Below are 18,893 nucleotides of genomic sequence, written 5' to 3'. Positions count from 1 at the left end.
ATACCGCATGGCATTTCAACAAGAACCCTCCTTCCAGCATGGTCAGGCCGCCCGCACCGCGGTGCTGTATTGCAACCTGGGCACGCCCAGCGCCCCCACCGCCCCAGCCCTGCGCAAGTACCTGGCCGAATTTTTGGGCGACAGCCGCGTGGTGGAGATCCCCAAACCCATCTGGTGGTTGATCCTGCACGGCATCATCTTGCGCGTGCGCCCGGCCAAATCGGCGGCCAAATACGCCAGCATCTGGATCGAGCAGGGCTCGCCCCTGAAAGCCTTCACCGAACAACAGGCCCAGTCGCTGGGCACAACGCTGCAAGAGCGCGGTCACCACATCACCGTGCGTTACGCCATGCGATATGGCCAGCCGTCCATCCCCGAGCAACTGAGCGCCCTCAAGGCCGAAGGTGTGCAGCGCGTGCTGATCGTGCCCGCCTACCCCCAATACAGCGGCACCACCACGGCCAGCGTGTTCGACGCGGTTTACCGCTGGGGCCTGAAAACCCGGCTCATCCCCGAGATGCGCTTTGTGAACCGTTACCACGACGACCCGCGCTACATCGCCTCACTGGCGCAAACCGTGCGCGAACACTGGGCCAGCCACGGCCAGGCCGAAAAGTTGGTGATGAGCTTCCATGGCGTGCCCGAGCGCACCCTGCACCTGGGTGACCCCTACCACTGCGAATGCATGAAAACCGGCCGCCTGCTGGCCGAGGCGCTGGGCCTGTCCAAGGACCAGTACAAACTGACCTTTCAGTCGCGTTTTGGCAAGGCCAAATGGCTGGAGCCCTACACCGAGCCGACGCTGATCGCCATGGCGCAGCAAGGCGTGAAAAAAGTCGACGTGATCTGCCCGGGCTTCACCAGCGACTGCCTGGAGACACTGGAAGAAATCCAACAAGAAGCGCAAGAAGCGTTTTTGCACGCAGGCGGCGAAAGCTTCAGCTACATCCCTTGCCTGAACAACCACGCCCAGTGGATCGAGGCGCTGGCCGACATCAGCTTGGGCCACATGCAGGGCTGGGACCTGTCAGCGCCAGACGAGAAAGCCTTGGCCACCAGCCGTGCGCGGGCTTTGGCGCACGGCGCCAAAGCCTAACCACCGCTTATCGTGGGAGCGAGCCCCTGCTCGCGAATGGGAACTCAAGCTGATTCAATGAACTCCGTCACCCACTCGAGTTGTTGCAGCACATTCAAGGCCGGTGCATGACCGCAGCCGGGTACCTCGATGTGCCGCAGCAGGCCCAGTGCACCCGGCCCACGAACGCGCATTTCGGTCACTGTCTCGGGCAGCACCAAATCCGACTCCACCCCGCGCAACAGCAGCACAGGCAGTTTGAGTGCGTCGTAGTGCGCCCAAATCAGGTAATCGTTGGTGTGCGCCGTCAGCTGCATCGCCATGGCCGGGTCGTAATGGGGGGTGATGCGGCCATCCGGCAGGCGGCGCACCGAAGTCTCGGTCAACCGGCGCCATTGCGCATCGCTGAGCCAGCCAAAGGGCTTGTAGACCTGGCGCAAAAAAGCCTCCAGCTCGGTCACCGTCGCAAAGCTGGGCGGGCTGCCCGCATAGGCTTTGATGCGGTCGATGGCCGTTTGTGCCAATTGCGGCGCGTTGTCGTTCAGGGTCAGGCTTAAGATGCGGTGTTTGAGCTTGGGCTCCACCAGGCCGCCCGCGCACACGGTGCCAATCGCCCCCCCCATGGAGGTGCCCACCCAATGCACGGCACGCAATTGCAAACCGTCCATCAGCTCACGCGCCAGGCGGGCGTAAAAGGCCAGGCAGTACTCGTTTTTCGGGTCAGCGCTCCATTGCGACAAACCGCGTCCCACGGTGTCCGGACAAATCACGCGCCAGCCACGCTGGCTCAGGTGCGCGGCCAGCTCGTCCATGTCACGGCCCGTGCGGGCCAGGCCGTGCCAGGCGATCACCGTGCCTTTTTCGGCCTTGCCCCAGTCGGTGTAATGGATTTCCAGCCCGGCGCATCGGATGTAGTTGGAAGTGAAACTCATGCAGCCTCCTGAACGCCTGGCTTGCCGCGCTGCTTGAGGGCAGCGCGCACGCGCAAGCGCCCCACCACCCCGGTCGGGAAGTAATACACCGACAGCACGAACAACAAGCCCAGCCAAAGCAACCAGCGGTCAGGCGATAACAAAGCCGACAACAGAGGCCAAGCCGCAGCCGCCTCGCTGGCCAGACGCAACAGGTCTTGCAAATAGCTTTGCGCCAGCAAGAACAGCACCGAGCCAATCGCCGCGCCATAGACCGTACCCATGCCGCCAATCACCACGATCAACAGCACGTCCATCATGATTTCAAAGCTCAGCGAGGTGTCCGGCCCGTTGTAACGCAGCCAAAGTGCCAGCATGGCCCCGGCCACACAGGCAAACAAGGCCGACAGCACGCTCGACAGCGTGCGGTACACCACCACGCGGTAGCCAATGGCCTCCGCACGAAACTCGTTTTCACGGATGGCCTGCAGCACCCGGCCAAACGGTGAGTTGACGATGCGCAGCATGGCCAGCAGCATGCCCAAGGCCAGCACGAACAGCAGGTAATAGCACAGCAAACGCCCGTCAAGGGACACGCCTAAAAATGGCTCCTCGCTGAACTCGGTGCTGGGCAACAAGACCTCGGGCAACTTGAAGCTCAGGCCGTCCTCGCCGCCGGTGAAGTCGGACAGCTGCGAGGCCAGCGTCTGGAAGGCCGCCGCCACCGCCAGCGTGATCATGGCGAAAAAGATGGCCCGCACCCGCAGCGAAAACAGGCCAATGGCCAGCGAGAGCGCGAGCGTCAGGCCCAGCGAGAGCGCAAAGCCCAAGCCAATGGCACCCCAGGTCGGCCCCCAGGTGTTGGACGAGATGGCGATGCCATAAGCCCCAATGCCAAAGAACATGGTGTGGGCAAAACTCACGATGCCGGTGTAGCCCAGCAGCAAGTCAAAGCCGACCACCAGTACCACAAAAATCAGCACCTTGGCTGCCACCGACAAGGCTTTGACGCCAGGAAACAAAAACGGTGCGAAAGCCAGGCCCAACAAGATCACGATCAGCACGGCTGCGAGCCAGGGGCTGCGCGGCTGGTCGTTGGAAATCAAACGGTTCAACATGTCCAGCCCTTCAGCGGTTGGCCACGGGGTAGACCCCCTGCGGACGCCACAACAAAATCGCGGCCATCAGCGCAATGTTCGAAAACAGCGCCACCTTGGGGGCCAGAAAACCGGTGTAGTTGGCCATCAGTCCCACCAGCAAAGCGCCGATCAAGGCCCCGCCCGTGGAGCCCAGCCCGCCAATGATGATGACGATGAAGATCAGCACATTGACCTGCGCGCCCATTTGCGGCACCACGTTTTGCTGGTACAGGCCCCACATGACGCCGCCCAAACCCGCCAGCGCACTACCCACCACGAACACGCCCACAAACAGGCGGCGGATGCGGTAGCCCAGCGACTCGACCATTTCGCGGTCTTGCACGCCCGCGCGAATCAGCAAGCCGATCTTGGTGCGGCCCAGCACCCACATCTGTGCAGCAAACACCGCCAGGCCCACGGCCACAGCCAGCAGGCGGTATTTCTCAATCGCCGCATCGCTCCAGAGCACCGAGCCGCGCATGGCCTCGGGCAGCGGCAAGGCGATCTGCAGCGGGCCCCAGATGACCTTGATGAGTTCCTCGCCAATGATCATGCCGCCCATGGTGATCAGGATCTGCTTGAGGTGCTGGCCATACACGGGCCGCACGATGAAGCGCTCAAAAGCCAGGCCCACGGCTGCGGCCACGGCCATGGCGATACCCATGGCAGGCAGCACCGCCACCATATTGCGCCACCACTCGCCCGAGCCCGTCCAATCGCCCATGGCCCCCAGCACGCTGGTGGCCACAAATGCGCCCAGCGCGATGAACAGACCGTGGCCGAAATTCAGCACATCCATCAGGCCAAACACCAGTGTCAGGCCCGAGGCCATGATGAAAATGATCATGCCCATGGCCAGGCCCGCCACGGTCAGCGTGAGCCAGGTGGAGCCCGAGCCGATCAAGGGAAAGGCCAACAAGGCCAGCACCGGCACCAGCAGCAAAGGACGCATGTCCACATCTTGAAATAACTTCATAAAGCCAGCCCCAACAAGGATTGCTGCAAAGCCGTGTCTTCGGCCAGCGCCTGCATGCGGCCCGCGTGCACCACGCGGCCGTTGTCCATCACGGCCACGGTGTCGCCCAGCTGCTGGGCGAAGTGGATGTTCTGCTCCACCAGCAAAATCGTCACGCCACTGGCCTTGAGCTGCTGAAAGGCATCGATCATGTTCTGGATGATGGCCGGGGCCAGGCCCTTGCTGGGCTCGTCGATGATCAGCAGATCGCGCGGCTCCACAATGGCCCGCGAGACAGCCAGCATCTGCTTTTGTCCGCCAGACAACTTGCCCGCCGGATGGTTCCAAAATTTTTCGACCGCCGGGAACAGTTTGAAAATCCACTGCAGCCGCGCCTCGTCCATCTGCGCGGCGTTTTTGGCACTGCGGGCGGCCAGCAGCATGTTTTCCTTCACGGTCAAGTCCGAGAAGATGCCCATGTTTTCGGGCACATAGGCGATGTTCTTTTGCGCAATCGCGGGCGTGTTCAGCGCCGTGATGTCTTCGCCGCCAAAGCTGATGCGCCCTTGAGACGCCTGCCAGAGCCCCATGATGGTGCGCAGCGTGGTGGTCTTGCCTGCGCCATTGCGCCCCAGCAGCATGGTCAGCTTGCCACGCGGCACGACCAAGTCCACGCCGTGCAGGATGTGGTACGCCCCGATGTGGGTGTGCACGCCTTCGAGCGTCAGCAAATTCTTGTCCATGTTTGGCGCGTTCATGCGGCCTCCCTGGCTTTGCCCAAGTAGGCTTCTTGCACGATGGGTGAAGCGATCACCTCGTTCGGCTCGCCATCGGCCACCAAAGCGCCGTTGTGCAACACGATGATGCGGTCGGCCAGCTCGCGCACCACGTCCATCTTGTGCTCGACCAGCAAGATGGTTTTGGTCTTGTCTTTTTTGAGCTGGCGGATCAGGTCCAGGATCACCGGCGCTTCGTCGTGGCTCATGCCCGCCGTGGGCTCGTCGAACATATAAACCGAAGGCTCCAGCGCCATCAAGAGCGCCACTTCCAGCTTGCGCTGGTCGCCATGCGGCAGGCTGGCCACCGGGGCGTTCTGCTGCGCGGTCATCGACACGGATTGCAGAATGTCCAAAGCGCGGTTCGTCAATGCCGCGTGGTCGCTCCAGATGCTCCACAGGTTCAGGCCCCGGCGGTGTGCACCCTCTTTCGTGGCCTGCACCGCTAGGCGCACGTTCTCCAGCACCGACAGGTTCGGAAACAAATTGGTCAGCTGAAACGCCCGGCCCAGGCCAGCACGGGTGCGTGCCGAAGCGGGCAAGCCGGTCAGCTCGCGCCCGTTCAAGTGCACCTTGCCATCGGTCGCAGGCAACTGCCCCGAGATCAGGTTGAAGTAAGTGGTTTTGCCTGCCCCGTTGGGGCCAACGATGGCGGTCAGCGTGCCGGGCTCAAAGCGGCACGAGACCGCATTGACCGCCACATGACCGCCAAACCGCACGGACAAGTTGTGGGTTTCAAGCATGTGATCAATTCAAAAATGGGCGAACCCGCCAGTGCGAATGAAAGTGATTTTTGTAGGTCGGCGGCTTCAGCCCCGACAAGCGCCTTCGCTTGGGCACCATGTCGGGGCTAAAGCCACCGACCTACAGGACACCCGATCAGCGTTTGTTGCGGATGGGCACGTTCATTTCTTCGGGCTTGATCTCGCGGATCAGCTCGGGCACGCCCCAGGCGAAAGCCGGATCGACCTTGATCTTGAAGTGGTACATGCTCTGCATGGCCTGGTGGTCTTCCTTGCGGAAGGTCATCTTGCCTTTGGGCGTGTCAAAGCTCATGCCTTCCATGGTGCTGATGAGCTTGTTGGTGTTGGTATCACCGTTGGTCTTTTTCAGCGCCGTCACCAACGCCATCGCAGCCGAGAAGCCACCTGCGGTGAAGAAGTCAGGTGGCGACTTGAACTGCTGGTAGTGCGAGGCCACCATGGCGTCGTTCACAGGGTTCTTGGGCATGCCGAAGTAATAGTAAGCCGCGCCCTCCATGCCGGGAAACTGCTTGTAGGCCACCATGGCGGGCAGGATGTTGCCGCCCGTGGCGATCTCAATGCCGTAACGCTTCAAGTCCATGTCGGCGATCTTGAACGGGTTGCCGCCGGCCCAGATGATGAAGATGATCTTGCGGCCGGGTTGGCCCTTCAGCTTGTCGATCATGCGCTGCGCACCCGCGGTGAAGTCGGTGGTGGCGGGCGGCAAGTACTCCTCGTGCACGATCTTGGCCTTCTTGATCGCGTCCTTGTAGGCCTTGACACCGTCACGGCCAAAGGCTGAATCCTGCGCCATGGTGACGATGCTCACGCCTTCCTTGTCTACCGCTACGGCGTTGGCAATCGCGTCCTGGCTGCTGTTGCGGCCGGTGCGGAAGATGTATTTGTTCCATTTCTCACCCGTGATCGAGTCGGCCACAGCCGGTTCGACCAGCAAAATCTTTTTGTATTCTTCGGCCACGGGCAGCATGGCCAGCGCAACAGGCGAGGCGGTCGGACCCACGGCCAGGTCCACCTTGTCGTCACCATAAGCGGCAGCCAGCAGGTTCTTGCCAAGATCGGGCTTGCCCTGGTCGTCTTTTTCAATCACGACCAGCTTGCGGCCTGCAACCTCCATGGTGCCGCCCGTGGCATAGCTCAAGCCCATCATGAGCCCGGTCTGGGTTTGCTTGCCATAGGCTTCCAGCGGACCGGTTTTGCTGTAGATGTGGGCGATCTTGATGTCTTTGCCCTGCGCCATGGCGGCGGGCATCAAGGCGCTGGACACGGCCAATGCGGCCAGAGAAATGAGGTGTCGACGGAACATGGAGGTCTCCTGTTGGAATGGACTGACGGTTGTCACCCTGTGCGTTTGCACAACTTATGCCAAGCACGCACCGGTATCAGGCACACGCCAAGTCCTTGTCGGCATTGAACTTTTCATGAGTACCCGATTGGTCGAGATGAAGTGTATTTTTATAAGACAGTTCAAATGACCAATAAAAATACATATGTCTAAAATTCAGACATATTATGCAAGGCGCTGGTACAGCTTGGCACGGGACACGCCCAACATTTTGGCCGCCGCCACTTTGTTGCCGCCGGTCAAGGCCAGGGCCTTTGCCACAGCCGAACGCTCCAAAGCCTGCACCTGTTGCGACAAAGGCTGCAGAGTTGTGTCTTCGGCCTCCACGAGCTCGCCCTTCAATGAACGCATGCCCACATCGGTAGGCACAGGTGATATCTGGCTGAGCCCCGATTCACGCAGCACCCAGTCGACCTCGGAGACATCGATGACGCCGGTTTCGCTGCGCAGCAAAAGCTGCTCGATCACGTTGCGCAACTCGCGCACATTGCCGCGCCAATGCTGGGCCGACAACAAGGCCACCGCCTGTGCACTGAACTCCGGGTGCGGCAAGTCGCTGCGCAAAGCCAGATCTTCGGCCAAGACCTCCAGCAAAGCAGGAATATCACCGGCGCGCTCACGCAAAGGCGGCACTCGCAAGGGCAACACATTCAAGCGATAAAACAAGTCTTCCCGAAACTGGCCAGCCTGCACCAGCTTGGGCAAATCGCGCGAGGTGGCCGCAATCACACGGGCATCAACAGGCACCAGGCGGTTAGAACCTAAAGGTTCGATTTCACCCTCTTGCAAGGCACGCAAGAGCTTGGCCTGCAAAGCCAAGGGCATGTCCCCAATCTCATCGAGAAACAAGGTGCCTCCATCGGCCAGCCTGAATTTGCCATCCCGACCCTTGCGGTCAGCCCCGGTGTAAGCGCCAGGGGCCACACCAAAAAACTCGGCTTCGAGCAAAGTCTCTGGCACAGCGGCAATGTTCACGCTCACCAAAGGTCCTTTGGCACGCGGCGACGCGGCATGGATCGCATGGGCCAGCAACTCCTTGCCTGTGCCCGTTTCGCCCAACAGCAACACCGGGCTGCTGGACTGGGCCGCCCTTCTGGCTTGGCGCTTGAGCGCCACCACGGGCGCACTGGCACCAATGAAGCTGGCAAAACTGTGCCGCGCCTGGCGCAAACCCAATCCCGCACGCCGCTGAACCGCCAAGGCGTCACGGGCTTCGTCCAATTCGCGCTGCATCAAGGAAAACTTGGCCAAGAACGGCTGCAAATTTGACTGCGCCTGGTCAAACAACACCACACCCAAAGCCCCAATCACCTGACCGGCATCGTCACGCAGCGGAAATCGACTGACCACAAAGGTCCCCGCCTTGTTGGTCAGCAGGTCGATCAGAATGGGCTTTCCGGTCTCCAGCACACGCTGCATCTGCGTGTTTTGAATCACCTCGCCCACCGGCTGGCCCACAAAGTCCTGCTCGCTGGCAAATCCCAAGGCGGGCAGATAACGGCGGTACTGGTCGTTGATCCAGACCACACAGCCCGAGCGGTCCACCAGCAGCATACCCTCGCTGGCATGGGCAAAAACATCGAACAATGATTTGGCCGCCAAGTTCAAAATGCTCTGGGCATCTCTGGGCAAACCCGTCAAATCAGAATCTACAGATAAAGGCATCCCACGATCTTAACGAGGCGCAGGAGCCACTTCAGCCATTCGGCCTGCCCTGGTGGGAGCGAGCACCTGCTCGCGAATGTGTGGTCTGGCTCGGGCGTTTGTGCCGCACCACCATTCGGCCGCAGGGGCAGCCTCCCACAATCACCACTGTTCTGCCTTGGGGCAGCCTCCCGCAGAACTGACAAACAGGCGGGGCTTCAGGTGCTGGCCGCGTGCGAGACCCGGGGGCGGCTGACGTCGTAGCCAAACCAGCGGTTCGAGATGGTTTTGAAATTTTTGTCTTTCACAAGACCTTGCACCGCCTGCGTCAAGCGGTTTTCCATCTCTTTGTGGCCTTTGGGCACCGCAAGCCCCACACGAATGGGCGATGCAAAAGGCACCCCCACTTTCAGAGGCAGACCATCGCGGTCGATGAAATACTCGGCAATCAGGTTCTCTTCCAACACCGCATCGATTTTGCGATCGGCCAGGGCCTTGAAGGCGTCTTCGATCCGCTCGAACGCATGCACCGCCTTGCCCAAAGCCCCACGGGCTTGGTCTTCAATACCGGTATTGGCCAAAACACCTAATTTTTTGCCTACAAAGTCGTCCAGGCTCAGAAAATCCCGGTCGTCGTCTTCATGCAAGACGCTGACCAACTGGATCGTGGCGTAAGACCGTACAAAGTCAAAATAACGGCGATTCTCTGGCGTGACCAGCAGCTGGTTGCCGATGAAAGCGATCTCGCCGTTTTGCAGCTTGGTGCGCAGATGCGTCAAGGTGTCACTCACCGGCTCCATCTCGTAACCCGATGCCTCCAGCAAGGCCTTGACCACTTCCACATCAAACCCGGTCAAGCGGCCATCGGGCTGAACAAAACTGTAAGGCTGATAGCGGGCAATGAAGCCCACCTTCATGCGGGGCTTGCTGTCTTGTGCCAGTGCTGCAGGCACGGCGCCAGCCACAAGCGCAGACAAGGCCCATTGCAAACACGCCCTGCGTCCCTCTGCCTGAACCCCATTCAACTGACGAGTGCGATTTTCAATCATGAAAAGCCCCCTCAAAACAGTGACGCAGTTCATGCCCCACGTAGTTGAAGCCCGTCACCTCCGGCGTGACCACGGTGCACTCGCGGCGCTTGATGTTCCAGTAGGCACAAGCCATCGGGCGCGAAGTCAGGCTGATGGGGACCCCCGTGATGCGCGAACAGAACTCATACCCATCCTTGCGGGCCAAGAGTTTGACCTTGGGCTCGTTGAGCATGCGTTGATCTGGAGGCAAAGGCTCAAACCGCATGCGGTCCACCAAGGGCGGGCGAAAACGCTTGACGAGAGCAGCATCGGGCATGTCGTTGACATCGACCGACTGAGCTTGCGCCATTGGACTGGCGACCAGCACAGCCATCAGACCCACAATCCATGACTCGAACGCACCGATCATGCTGGCTCTCCGCCACTCAAACACAACAGGAACAATCGCCCCACTTGAGAATGGGTGGTGCGCCCCGTGGTCACGATGGTGCATGTGGACTGGGCGCGAGACCAATACACACACCCCTCTTGCCAGACGGCAAAACCATCGTGCTCCTGAATTTGTGCGCAATGGTCAGCGGCCTCCGGCTTGACCACCCACTGAACCACCGGCTGCACGATTTTGTGACGATCGGTGGCTGGCGGCGCCACCAGCGAAAAATCAAGCAGCGCGTCGCGCGACTGAGCCCACCCCCATGTGGATGCCAAGCCCAACACCAGACACGCCAAGCGTTTCATGCGATCAATGCCATAAAAATGCGTATTTTATGCCTCAATCAATAAAACAGAAAATTGCATAGAAGTCGCCTCTGTTGAGGGACACCTGCAGTCAGTACAGCTAAAAATTGCTCAATCTCTCAGAGAGGTCACGCCCAGCTGCAAACCAGGCCTGTCGCGCACCACCTTGAGTGGCACCATGCAAATATCAACCCCACTCAGAGTGGATGGCTGACAATCGCAATCCTCTGGCGTGAGCGAAGAACATTCGTTGCGCCTTTCAAGCTCTGGCTTGGATGTTGTCACTGCTGTCGCAGAAGAACCAGACGAACGCAAATAGCTTTGTACTGTCGATTCGGCTGGAATCACCAGAGGTTGTACAGGATTGCCGCCAGCTTGCGCCAGGATGCTGGCTGTCAACACCTCATCCATCAACTCATAATTTCCCGCGAGGCCGCCACCGGAACCATTGGCGAGGCTGTAGCGCACCGTTACATTTTTGTTGCTGCCTGCACTCGCACTGTCAAAGCTTGCCATCGCCACAGCCTGCAGCATCTCGGCACCAACCAGACCCGACAGACTCCCTGCAGACGCTTCTGCCTGGGTCGTGCCGTCTTGCGTCTTGTTGGCCACCCGGGTGCCCGACACGCTCAGCAACTTGGGCGTGATACGGGCCGTCGTGGTCGCAGTGGTTGAGGCCAAGCTGTAATTGTCCGCATCAGGCCCCGCAAGTTGCAGCCCAGCAAATGTAACCGTCTGAGCGGTCACTTGACCTGTGCCGTCACGCGCCACATCCTTGGATGCAAACTGCCCCGCCCCCCAATTCAAAGACACCGACTCTCCAGTGAGAACACCCGTCATGTCCAGTGTGCCGCTGGCCGCACGTGTGCCGTCATACGTTTTATTCTGAGCAGACGCTTCAACATAGAGTTCAAGCGGCAAAATTTTGGCCTGTGTTGTGAAGCTAACGGAAGACAAGTCATAGTTCCCTGCTTGCGGCCCCCCAAGGGTCAAACCGCTCACAGTGACCATCCTGTCGAGCACTTGACCACCGCCATCCCGTAAAACATTCTTACTGTCAAACAAAGCGCTGGAGGCCTGGAAAGACACCACATCTCCAGCCACGACACCAGAGCCACTCAAATCACCCAATGTCGCCAGACGCGTACCGTCGTACACCTTGTCAGCCACAGCGCCTGCGGCTTGCAGAGTTTTGGGGTTGATCGTGCTGGTCTGATTGCCTTGCAACGTCAGGCTGTAATTGCCACCACTGTTGCCGTCGTTCAAAGTCACCGAGTTCAATGTGACCGTTTTATCTGACAACACCGTACCATTGCCAGCACGAGATACATTCTTGTCTGCGAATGCCAGTTGTGCAGCGGTCACCCGATCGCCCGACACCAACTGAAGGCTCAAAGCATCCAGATCGGCCTGGGTCACTGCGTAACTCGTGTTGCCGTCGTAAGTTTTGACCACACTGCCGGCGGTCAAGGTCAAAACCTTGGTGTCAATGCGGCCATCACTGCCACTCAGCTGCGTCGCATTCGAGTAATTAGCACTGTCTGCACCGCTCAGCGACAAGCCAGTCAGGGTGTAGCCCTGCGTGCCCGCATTTTTCCCCACGAAACTGCCACCACTGGAAGAGGCCGAGACCTGATCGCCACTCATGGCGTTGGTGATATCCACGCTGCGACCAGCCAAAGCCATGCTGCCATCGTAGGTCTTGGTCACGCCGGAAGCCTCCAGACTCACGGCTTTCGGGTCAATCGTCAGCACTCCACCATTGACCACACGGCCATTGAAATTGGTGCCCGAAGGCGGCAGCGTGTTGCTGGCGTCGTAGGTGTAGTTACCCACATTGACAAAACCGCCCGTCGAGATTTTTCCTGTCGTATCCACCAGGGTCGAGAAAGTGACCGATGTTCCAGTCGCATCCGTCGCCTGCCAGCGGCCATCGGGTAGCCTGCTCACTGTCAGGTCCACCAAGCTGCTGGAGCAGTTGGACGTCAGACAATACTGGGCCGTTACCGTGCTGGCACTCAAACCGGCATTGGCAGCCGTCAAGACACCATAGGTTTCCGTCTTGCCTGCAATGGTGATCAATAGCTTGTCTGCAGGCACCACAGTCAGCGTGCCCTTTTGCACGGTCACATCGTAATTGCCGTTGACAGCGTTGGGCGTGCTGCTCAAGCCAAAAGCATCCGTGTAAGTGCCTGCTACAGGCGTCAAACTGGCTGGCAGGTAGGTGCGTGTGCCAATACCCGTCAGCGCATTGGCCGCGTTGTCGCCATTGGCAAAGCCGGTATAGCTCAAACCATTGTCGGTCGCTTGGCTGGCGTTCATCGTCACAAAAGCAGCGGAATCATTGACCTTGACCACGAGGGAAGCCGGTGTGATCTTGCCCACATTGCCACTCGCCGTCGTTGGCAGCTCGTAGTTGCTCAGCAAAGTACCCGCTGCCGCTGTGAAATGCGATGACGACAACACTGCGGCAACGCCACCTGCGCCATTGTTGTCAGATACGTTCTTGCTGTCGTAAGTGGCAGCTATCTGGGATACCGTAGCCCCCTCACCGGTCACCCAGCCCGTGACTGCGAAATTGGCATTGACCAAATTACTCGCTGCGGTGGTGCCGTCATAGACCTTTTCAACAGTCCCGGTCAATGCCGCAGAGAGCGTGGCTTTGTCAATCGTTGCCGTGGTGGTTTTGGCGCCCGTGGTGATCAGGTTGTAGTTGTTCCAGTCGCCTGTGCCATTGGTTTTGGTCAATGCCGTCACATCGGCCACAGTGACCGTCTTGTTGACGTCGGCATTCTTGTCCGAAAAGGTGCCGCTGCCGCTGATGAGCAAAGTCTCCGTTCCGACGCCCGTGTTGATCGAACCTGCGGTGATTGTCGCTGCATCACTGCCGTCATAGACCTTGTTCGCTGCCGTGATGCTCGTCAGACTCACATCCTTTTTGGCAATGTTCGCCGTGGTGGTCATGGTCCCGGTGGTGGTCAGGTTGTAGTTGCCCCAATCGCCTGTGCCGTTGGTTTTAGTCAACGCGGTCACATCGGCCACGGTGACCGTTTTTCCATCGGCCGCGTTCTTGTTCGAGAACGTGCCGCTGCCGCTGATCAACAAAGTCTCAGACCCCACGCCCGTGCTGATGTTGCCTGCAGTGATCGTGGCCGCATCACTGCCGTCGTAGGCCTTGTTGGCGGCCGTGATGCTCGCCAGGCTGACGTCCTTTTTGGCGATGTTGGCCGTGGTGGTCATGGCCCCCGTGGTGGTCAGGTTGTAGTTGTTCCAGTCGCCCGTGCCATTGGTTTTGGTGAGGGCCGTCACATCGGCCACCGTCACGGTTTTTCCGTCTGCAGCGTTCTTGTCCGAGAACGTGCCGCTGCCGCTGATCAGCAAAGTCTCTGTACCGACGCCTGTGCTGATCGAACCTGCGGTGACCGTGGCCGCATCGCTGCCGTCATAGGTCTTGTTGGCGGCCGTGATATTCGCTAAGCTGACATCTTTTTTGTTGACGCTCAGTGTCCCGGATGTGTAGGTGGTCACGTAACCCAAGGCGCTCTTGCCCGCAACACTCTCGCTGGCGCTCAGGGTGTAAGTCCCCGCATTCACCGCGTTTTGGGCATTGCCGCCCCAAACCGCCGAAGACAAGGCACTAGAGAGGGTGTCGCCGTTTTTGAGACCCGTCGCGCCTGACTCCGTGAAGCCATTTCCACCACTGAAAGCAGCGCCATCGTATGTTTTGCTGGCGTTATTGACGTTGATCGAAAGCGTCGGCGCTTCGCGATAGATCGCATAGACGCCCGTGCCCAAGGCATTCGTGTAATTGCTCGCGAGTTCGTCACTGTTGTAGCGGTTGTTGCCTGCGACGATGCCCAAACCTGTACTGCCAGCCAGCGAACCCGTGTACAAAGTCGCACGCCCACCGGTGCCAACGCTCACACCGCCACTGCCGGAAAAGCTGATGTCTCCACCGCTCGCCGTGCCTGCCGAAGTGGCTTTGCCCGATGTCATGACAACAGCGCTGCTGGTGGCGTTGCTTGTTCCCACACTTTGCGTCACTGTCAGATGACCATCTGCAGCCAAATTGACTGTCCCGTCTGTCAATGCGACGGCATTAGCGATGGTCAAATCACTGCCCACGCCCGTGATGCTGGCCGAAAGGCTACCCGTACCCGAGATATTGTTAGCAATGGTTGTGTCAGCCGAACGCACATAATTCAAGTTGGCGTTGTTGCTGAGTGTGACTGTACCCGCACCCAACGTACCTGTGGCACCCGCATTACCCACTTGCAGCGTTCCGCCACTCACCACCGTGGTGCCGCCATAGCTGTTGTCTGCAGACAAAACAGTGGTTCCGGTGCCTTGCTGAACCAGCCCACCACTGCCACTGATCGCATTGGCGATTGTCAAAGCGTTTGACCGATTGAAAATCAGGCTGGCATTGTTGACCACAGCACCCGAACCCAGTGCACCACTGGTTCCTCCATCACCGATTTGCAAGGCACCGGCGCTGATGGTGGTCGTGCCCGTGTAAGTGTTGGCGCCAGTCAAAACAGTGGTTCCCGCACCCTCTTGCGTCAAATTACCTGCACCACTGATGGCATTGGCAACGGTCCATGTGTCCGATCTTTTGAATGACAAGTTCGCGCCACTGGCGACGCTGACAGCGCCTACCCCCAAAGTTCCCGTTGTTCCTGAATGACCGATCTGGAGTCCACCCAAACTGATGGTCGTTGTACCCGAGTAGCTGTTGGTACCGGTAAGAATGGTTGTCCCAGTCCCAATCTGGCTGATCTGCCCCACACCACTGATGTTTTGAGAAATTTCCAGCGTATTGGAACGCTTGAAACTCAGTGCTGCCCCTACCGAAATAGCGCCGCCCACACCCAATGTGCCCGTGGTTCCGCCATTACCTACCTGCAGCATGCCGCCATTTGCCGTAGTACCTCCGGTGTATGTGTTTTCACCGGTCAGTGTCAGCGTACCAGCACCAGTACCTCCTCTTTTTCGTAGCATGCCCGTGCCCCCGATCACACCGGAAATCGTTCCCGACGCAGGGTTCTCCACTTGCAACTCACCACCCACTGTGATATTTCCTGCTGCAACCAAAGAAGTGCCGGAACCAGTGCCACTGGATGTCAACGTTGCAATATTGAGCGCGGTGATTGTCGACAAAGCATTGCTGATGTTGATGGCAGCGCCAGAACTGGTGGTGTTTTCACCTGCGATATTGATGTTGCCGGTGTAGCCCACCATATTTGCAGACAGCGCGGCAGCGCCACTGATTTCAACGCCGCTCCCAGTGGTACCCGCGCCGAAAATATTGATGTTATTTTTTGCGGTGATGGCACGGCCATCGGCCATACGCACACCTGCTGTGCTCGAGGTTGATTTACCCGCTCCTCGTGTGATGACACCGGTCGCCGCGTCGATGCTGCCCGATCCTAGGGTGGCGCCTTGTGTACCACCTGTTCCGGTGACCGCAGTCCCGGCACCCGTTGCCATCCCCGCGCCGGTATTGTCGATGGTGATGTTGCGGCCTGAAATATCAGTTGAAGTGGTTTGTGTGCCATTGACCAGCGTGCTGGTGAGCTGGTTGTTCAAAATAATGCTGCCTTGATTCGATTGAATCAACACGTCACCCGATGTGGATTTGAGCGACATGTTGCCGGTCAGTGCCCCAGTACTTGCAGTTGATGCTGCAGCCCAGTCAGCAAAATTACCCGCCGAATTCGCAAGAATCGCAGTGGCCGCGGCGTTATTGGTTTCCGCTTGCAAGACAATGTTGCCGCTTGCGCTGACTTGGACGCCCGAAGCAATGGACACAGCATTGCTGGTGTTGCTTGTCGAAGCACGGTTGTTACCCCGCAAGGTGATGTTCCCCGTCGCCGTCAGGCTTGGGGCTTGAGGTCCCCAACCGCTTTGCGAAAAGGAGAGACCAGAGCCGCTGCCAGTACCTTGCACACTGCCTTCGATGGCTATGTTGCCGCTGGCGTTGACCGTTAAAACCCCTGGGTAGCGCTGGACCACCACACCCGCACCACTTGACCCCGCCGTGGTATTGGCCACACCTGAGACCGTGAGGTTTTTTGTAGCCCAAGTGTTGTTAGGGGCTGTTTGAATGTAGACCCCCGTAGCGTTGTTCGTGACACCATCAAGCAGCACATCGATACCGGTGGCATTGATGTTGGTGTCCCAGATTTGAACGGCCGATGTGTTCAAGCCAGTGCCCGTTTGACCCAAGACACTCAGCCCACCCAGGCTGGAGGTGTTTTGGCTGGCGTTGAGGACGCCGCGAACAAAGACAGGAGCATTCACACCAGCCGTTTTCTGGCCAAGGGTCACCCGCCCAATCGCGTTGATGGTTGCCGTATTGGTGCTAGCGCCAATACGAATGCCGTTACCTCCCGCTGTATTCGTGTTTGAACCTTTCAGCGTGGTGATGCCAGTCCCTTGGTTTTCAAGCCTGACCACAGCACCATCCCAGACCATCACACCTGCACCAAAATTGCCTTGGGCGTTGCTGTTGCCTGTGATGTTGCTGTCGATGTTGCCCGTCGCTTTGAAAGTAACTGCCCCGGTCATGTAAATACCGTTGACACCAAATGAATTGCCTGCAGTCACAGTGTGTGTGCCCGCGACTTGGTAATTACCGGCAGTGATGCCCGATCCATTGTTGAACACTACACCGCTGTAGCTGTTGTTGGTGGCACCGTATGTGTAAGTCGGGCCAAGTTGTACACCCGTAGTGTTCTTTGAAGTTCCCGTTAAGGTAACCGTGCCACCGTTGGCGTCAATCAAGCTGTTGAGCGTGATGCCACGACTGTTCAACGCATCGGTGGCATCGCCGTTCGCGGTCATGACCACTTCGAGCTTGCCACTTGACGTGGTGTCTGCTGCAGCCCGTCCAATACGCTGGTTGATGGTGATGCCATTATTGGCGGTCAAAGTCAACGTCGCATCGCTGCTGCCAGACTTCACGATGGCAGCGTTGACGGTGATGTTGCCATCGCTAGAGCCAGCCGAGCCAGCCAGGCCTGTCGCAATCGTCACGTTAGTGCCAGTGTTGAGGTTGGCAGCAATGTCGCTAGCCAAAATAGTGGAGTCCGCACTGGGCGTCCAGGCACTGTAATCGGTGCCAGTGGCTGCACCTGAGGCGATGGTGATGTTGTAAGGGTCGAGTAACCAGTCTTTGGCCAGCACACGCGTCCCCGTGGTCGCCAGATACTGGCCCGAAGTCTCCACAAAACCGCCCCGGCTTTCCAGCATGGCCCCGCTCACGTCGCCCACCGCCGCCAGCACGTTGGTGTCCTTGTCGCGGCCAATGTAAATGTCGCCACCGGCCAGGGCTTGCCCCTTGTCATCCTGGCCCGTGCTGTTGGCCGTGATGCTACCGTCCACCCGGATCGTTCCACCGTCCGCCAGCAGGTGCACCGCTCCGCCCTGCTCTCCCGTCGTGTCGATGCGCCCGCTCTGCAATATTTGCGCTGCCGCCCGGTTCAGCGCCAGAGCTTGCATGTACACCTGCCCGCCCTCCGACACGATGGTGCCGCTGTTTTTCACGCTGGCGTTGATGTCGCTTGCCGTCAGCTCCAGCTTGATGCGGCCACTGCCCGTGACCGGCACTTTGATCGTCTCTGCTGCGCCCAAGGCCACACCGCCTTTAGGCGCGATGATCTTGCCCTCGTTGCTCACGCTCGCACCCAGCAAGGCCACATAGCCGCCCGGCGAAACTTCGATCGTGCCTTGGTTGACCACCCCGGCCGTGCTGCCGTTGCGCTCGTACACCATATTGCCCGCCATGAAGTTGGCGTCGGTGATGCCCAAGGTCGATGCCGTGAAACTACCCGCATTGACGCTGCCATCTTTGCCAAACAGCACGCCGTTGGGGTTGACCAAAATCACATGGCCGTTGGCCTGCAGCTGGCCAAAGATTTGGCTGGGGCTTTGGCCCACCACGCGGTTGAGCAACACCGATTGCGCGTTGGGCTGCACCACGTTCACTTTGGCACTGGCACCGATGTCAAAACTCTGCCAGTTGATGGCCGCACGCTGTGTGGATTGGGTGATGTTGAGCTGGTTGGCGCCTTGGGCCAAGCTGGCCGCGCCTTGCACCACAGTGCCACCGGTAGGCAGCGCGTTGGCAGCTGGCTGCGCCCAAGCCAGGCCCACAAACACCTGCGACAACACCAAGGCCCCAATGAACACACCCGCCAAGGCCAACACCGAAACGACAACAGCAGAACGGCCAAAGGCCGACTCGCCCGAGGACTTGCCTTGGCTGCAGGCGTGTTCACCCACCGCGACCAGGCAGCCCAAGCGTTCTGAGAAAACAGTTTTAAAGCAGTTTGCGTTCATGGGAAATTCGACATCAACAAGCGCCAACCCAGCCCGTGGTCAGCCCGAACGCCTGAGATATAGACAAATTTGCTAACTCAGCGCATTTTTTGGCGATTCTAGGATGAAATCGTCAAAAATGCAAACTATATTGTGATTTTGATTTAAAAAAACACTATTAAATTCATTTAAAACT

12 protein-coding genes are annotated in these 18,893 nt (G+C 58.9%); 1 reads left to right on the top strand and 11 read right to left on the bottom strand.

From position 1 onward, the window contains the following. Nucleotides 1-7 precede the first annotated feature (7 nt). Nucleotides 8-1,096 (top strand): ferrochelatase, encoded by a 1,089-nt coding sequence (hemH, locus tag B9Z34_RS00640; RefSeq protein ID WP_108426832.1) that lies wholly within the window; start codon nt 8-10, stop codon nt 1,094-1,096. Between the two features lie 44 nt (nt 1,097-1,140). On the opposite strand, the gene B9Z34_RS00635 is transcribed toward hemH, so the two are convergent. From B9Z34_RS00635 to B9Z34_RS00585, 11 genes are all read right to left on the bottom strand, one after another. After that, the gene (locus B9Z34_RS00635) at nt 1,141-2,007 is read right to left on the bottom strand and encodes an alpha/beta fold hydrolase (protein ID WP_108426169.1); all 867 of its coding nucleotides are present in this window, start codon (nt 2,005-2,007) and stop codon (nt 1,141-1,143) included. Continuing rightward, entirely contained in the window at nt 2,004-3,104 is a 1,101-nt protein-coding gene (locus B9Z34_RS00630; RefSeq protein WP_108426168.1) for a branched-chain amino acid ABC transporter permease, read from the bottom strand. Before B9Z34_RS00630 ends, B9Z34_RS00635 begins: the two co-directional genes overlap by 4 nt. Before the next feature lie 10 nt (nt 3,105-3,114). Beyond that, nucleotides 3,115-4,101: a branched-chain amino acid ABC transporter permease gene (locus B9Z34_RS00625; protein ID WP_108426167.1), complete on the bottom strand. Its 987-nt coding sequence runs from the start codon at nt 4,099-4,101 to the stop codon at nt 3,115-3,117. Continuing rightward, the gene (locus B9Z34_RS00620; protein ID WP_108426166.1) at nt 4,098-4,838 is read right to left on the bottom strand and encodes an ABC transporter ATP-binding protein; all 741 of its coding nucleotides are present in this window, start codon (nt 4,836-4,838) and stop codon (nt 4,098-4,100) included. The genes B9Z34_RS00625 and B9Z34_RS00620 overlap by 4 nt, the downstream gene beginning before the upstream one ends. Continuing rightward, nucleotides 4,835-5,599, bottom strand: a complete 765-nt coding sequence (locus B9Z34_RS00615) for an ABC transporter ATP-binding protein (RefSeq protein ID WP_108426165.1) — start codon at nt 5,597-5,599, stop codon at nt 4,835-4,837. Before B9Z34_RS00615 ends, B9Z34_RS00620 begins: the two co-directional genes overlap by 4 nt. Before the next feature lie 136 nt (nt 5,600-5,735). Continuing rightward, the gene (locus tag B9Z34_RS00610; protein ID WP_108426164.1) at nt 5,736-6,923 is read right to left on the bottom strand and encodes a substrate-binding domain-containing protein; all 1,188 of its coding nucleotides are present in this window, start codon (nt 6,921-6,923) and stop codon (nt 5,736-5,738) included. A 204-nt stretch (nt 6,924-7,127) separates the two neighbouring features. Continuing rightward, complete coding sequence (locus tag B9Z34_RS00605) at nt 7,128-8,627, bottom strand: sigma-54-dependent Fis family transcriptional regulator (protein ID WP_108426163.1); 1,500 nt, start codon at nt 8,625-8,627, stop codon at nt 7,128-7,130. 197 nt (nt 8,628-8,824) lie between these two features. Beyond that, nucleotides 8,825-9,583, bottom strand: coding sequence for an ABC transporter substrate-binding protein (locus B9Z34_RS00600; RefSeq protein WP_158268686.1), 759 nt, complete (start codon nt 9,581-9,583; stop codon nt 8,825-8,827). Nucleotides 9,584-9,647: 64 nt separating this feature from the next. Further along, a complete protein-coding gene (locus B9Z34_RS00595; protein ID WP_108426161.1) occupies nt 9,648-10,046 on the bottom strand; it encodes a hypothetical protein in 399 nt (132 codons plus the stop codon). Continuing rightward, complete coding sequence (locus B9Z34_RS00590) at nt 10,043-10,375, bottom strand: hypothetical protein (RefSeq protein ID WP_108426160.1); 333 nt, start codon at nt 10,373-10,375, stop codon at nt 10,043-10,045. The genes B9Z34_RS00595 and B9Z34_RS00590 overlap by 4 nt, the downstream gene beginning before the upstream one ends. 111 nt (nt 10,376-10,486) lie before the next feature. Next, the gene (locus B9Z34_RS00585; protein ID WP_108426159.1) at nt 10,487-18,718 is read right to left on the bottom strand and encodes a YDG domain-containing protein; all 8,232 of its coding nucleotides are present in this window, start codon (nt 18,716-18,718) and stop codon (nt 10,487-10,489) included. Nucleotides 18,719-18,893: the final 175 nt, after the last annotated feature.

Source organism: Limnohabitans sp. Hippo3 (assembly GCF_003063665.1).
Classification (GTDB): Bacteria; Pseudomonadota; Gammaproteobacteria; order Burkholderiales; family Burkholderiaceae_C; genus Limnohabitans_A.
Note: the sequence above shows the minus strand (reverse complement) of the source record. Positions and strands in the feature narration are given on the sequence as shown.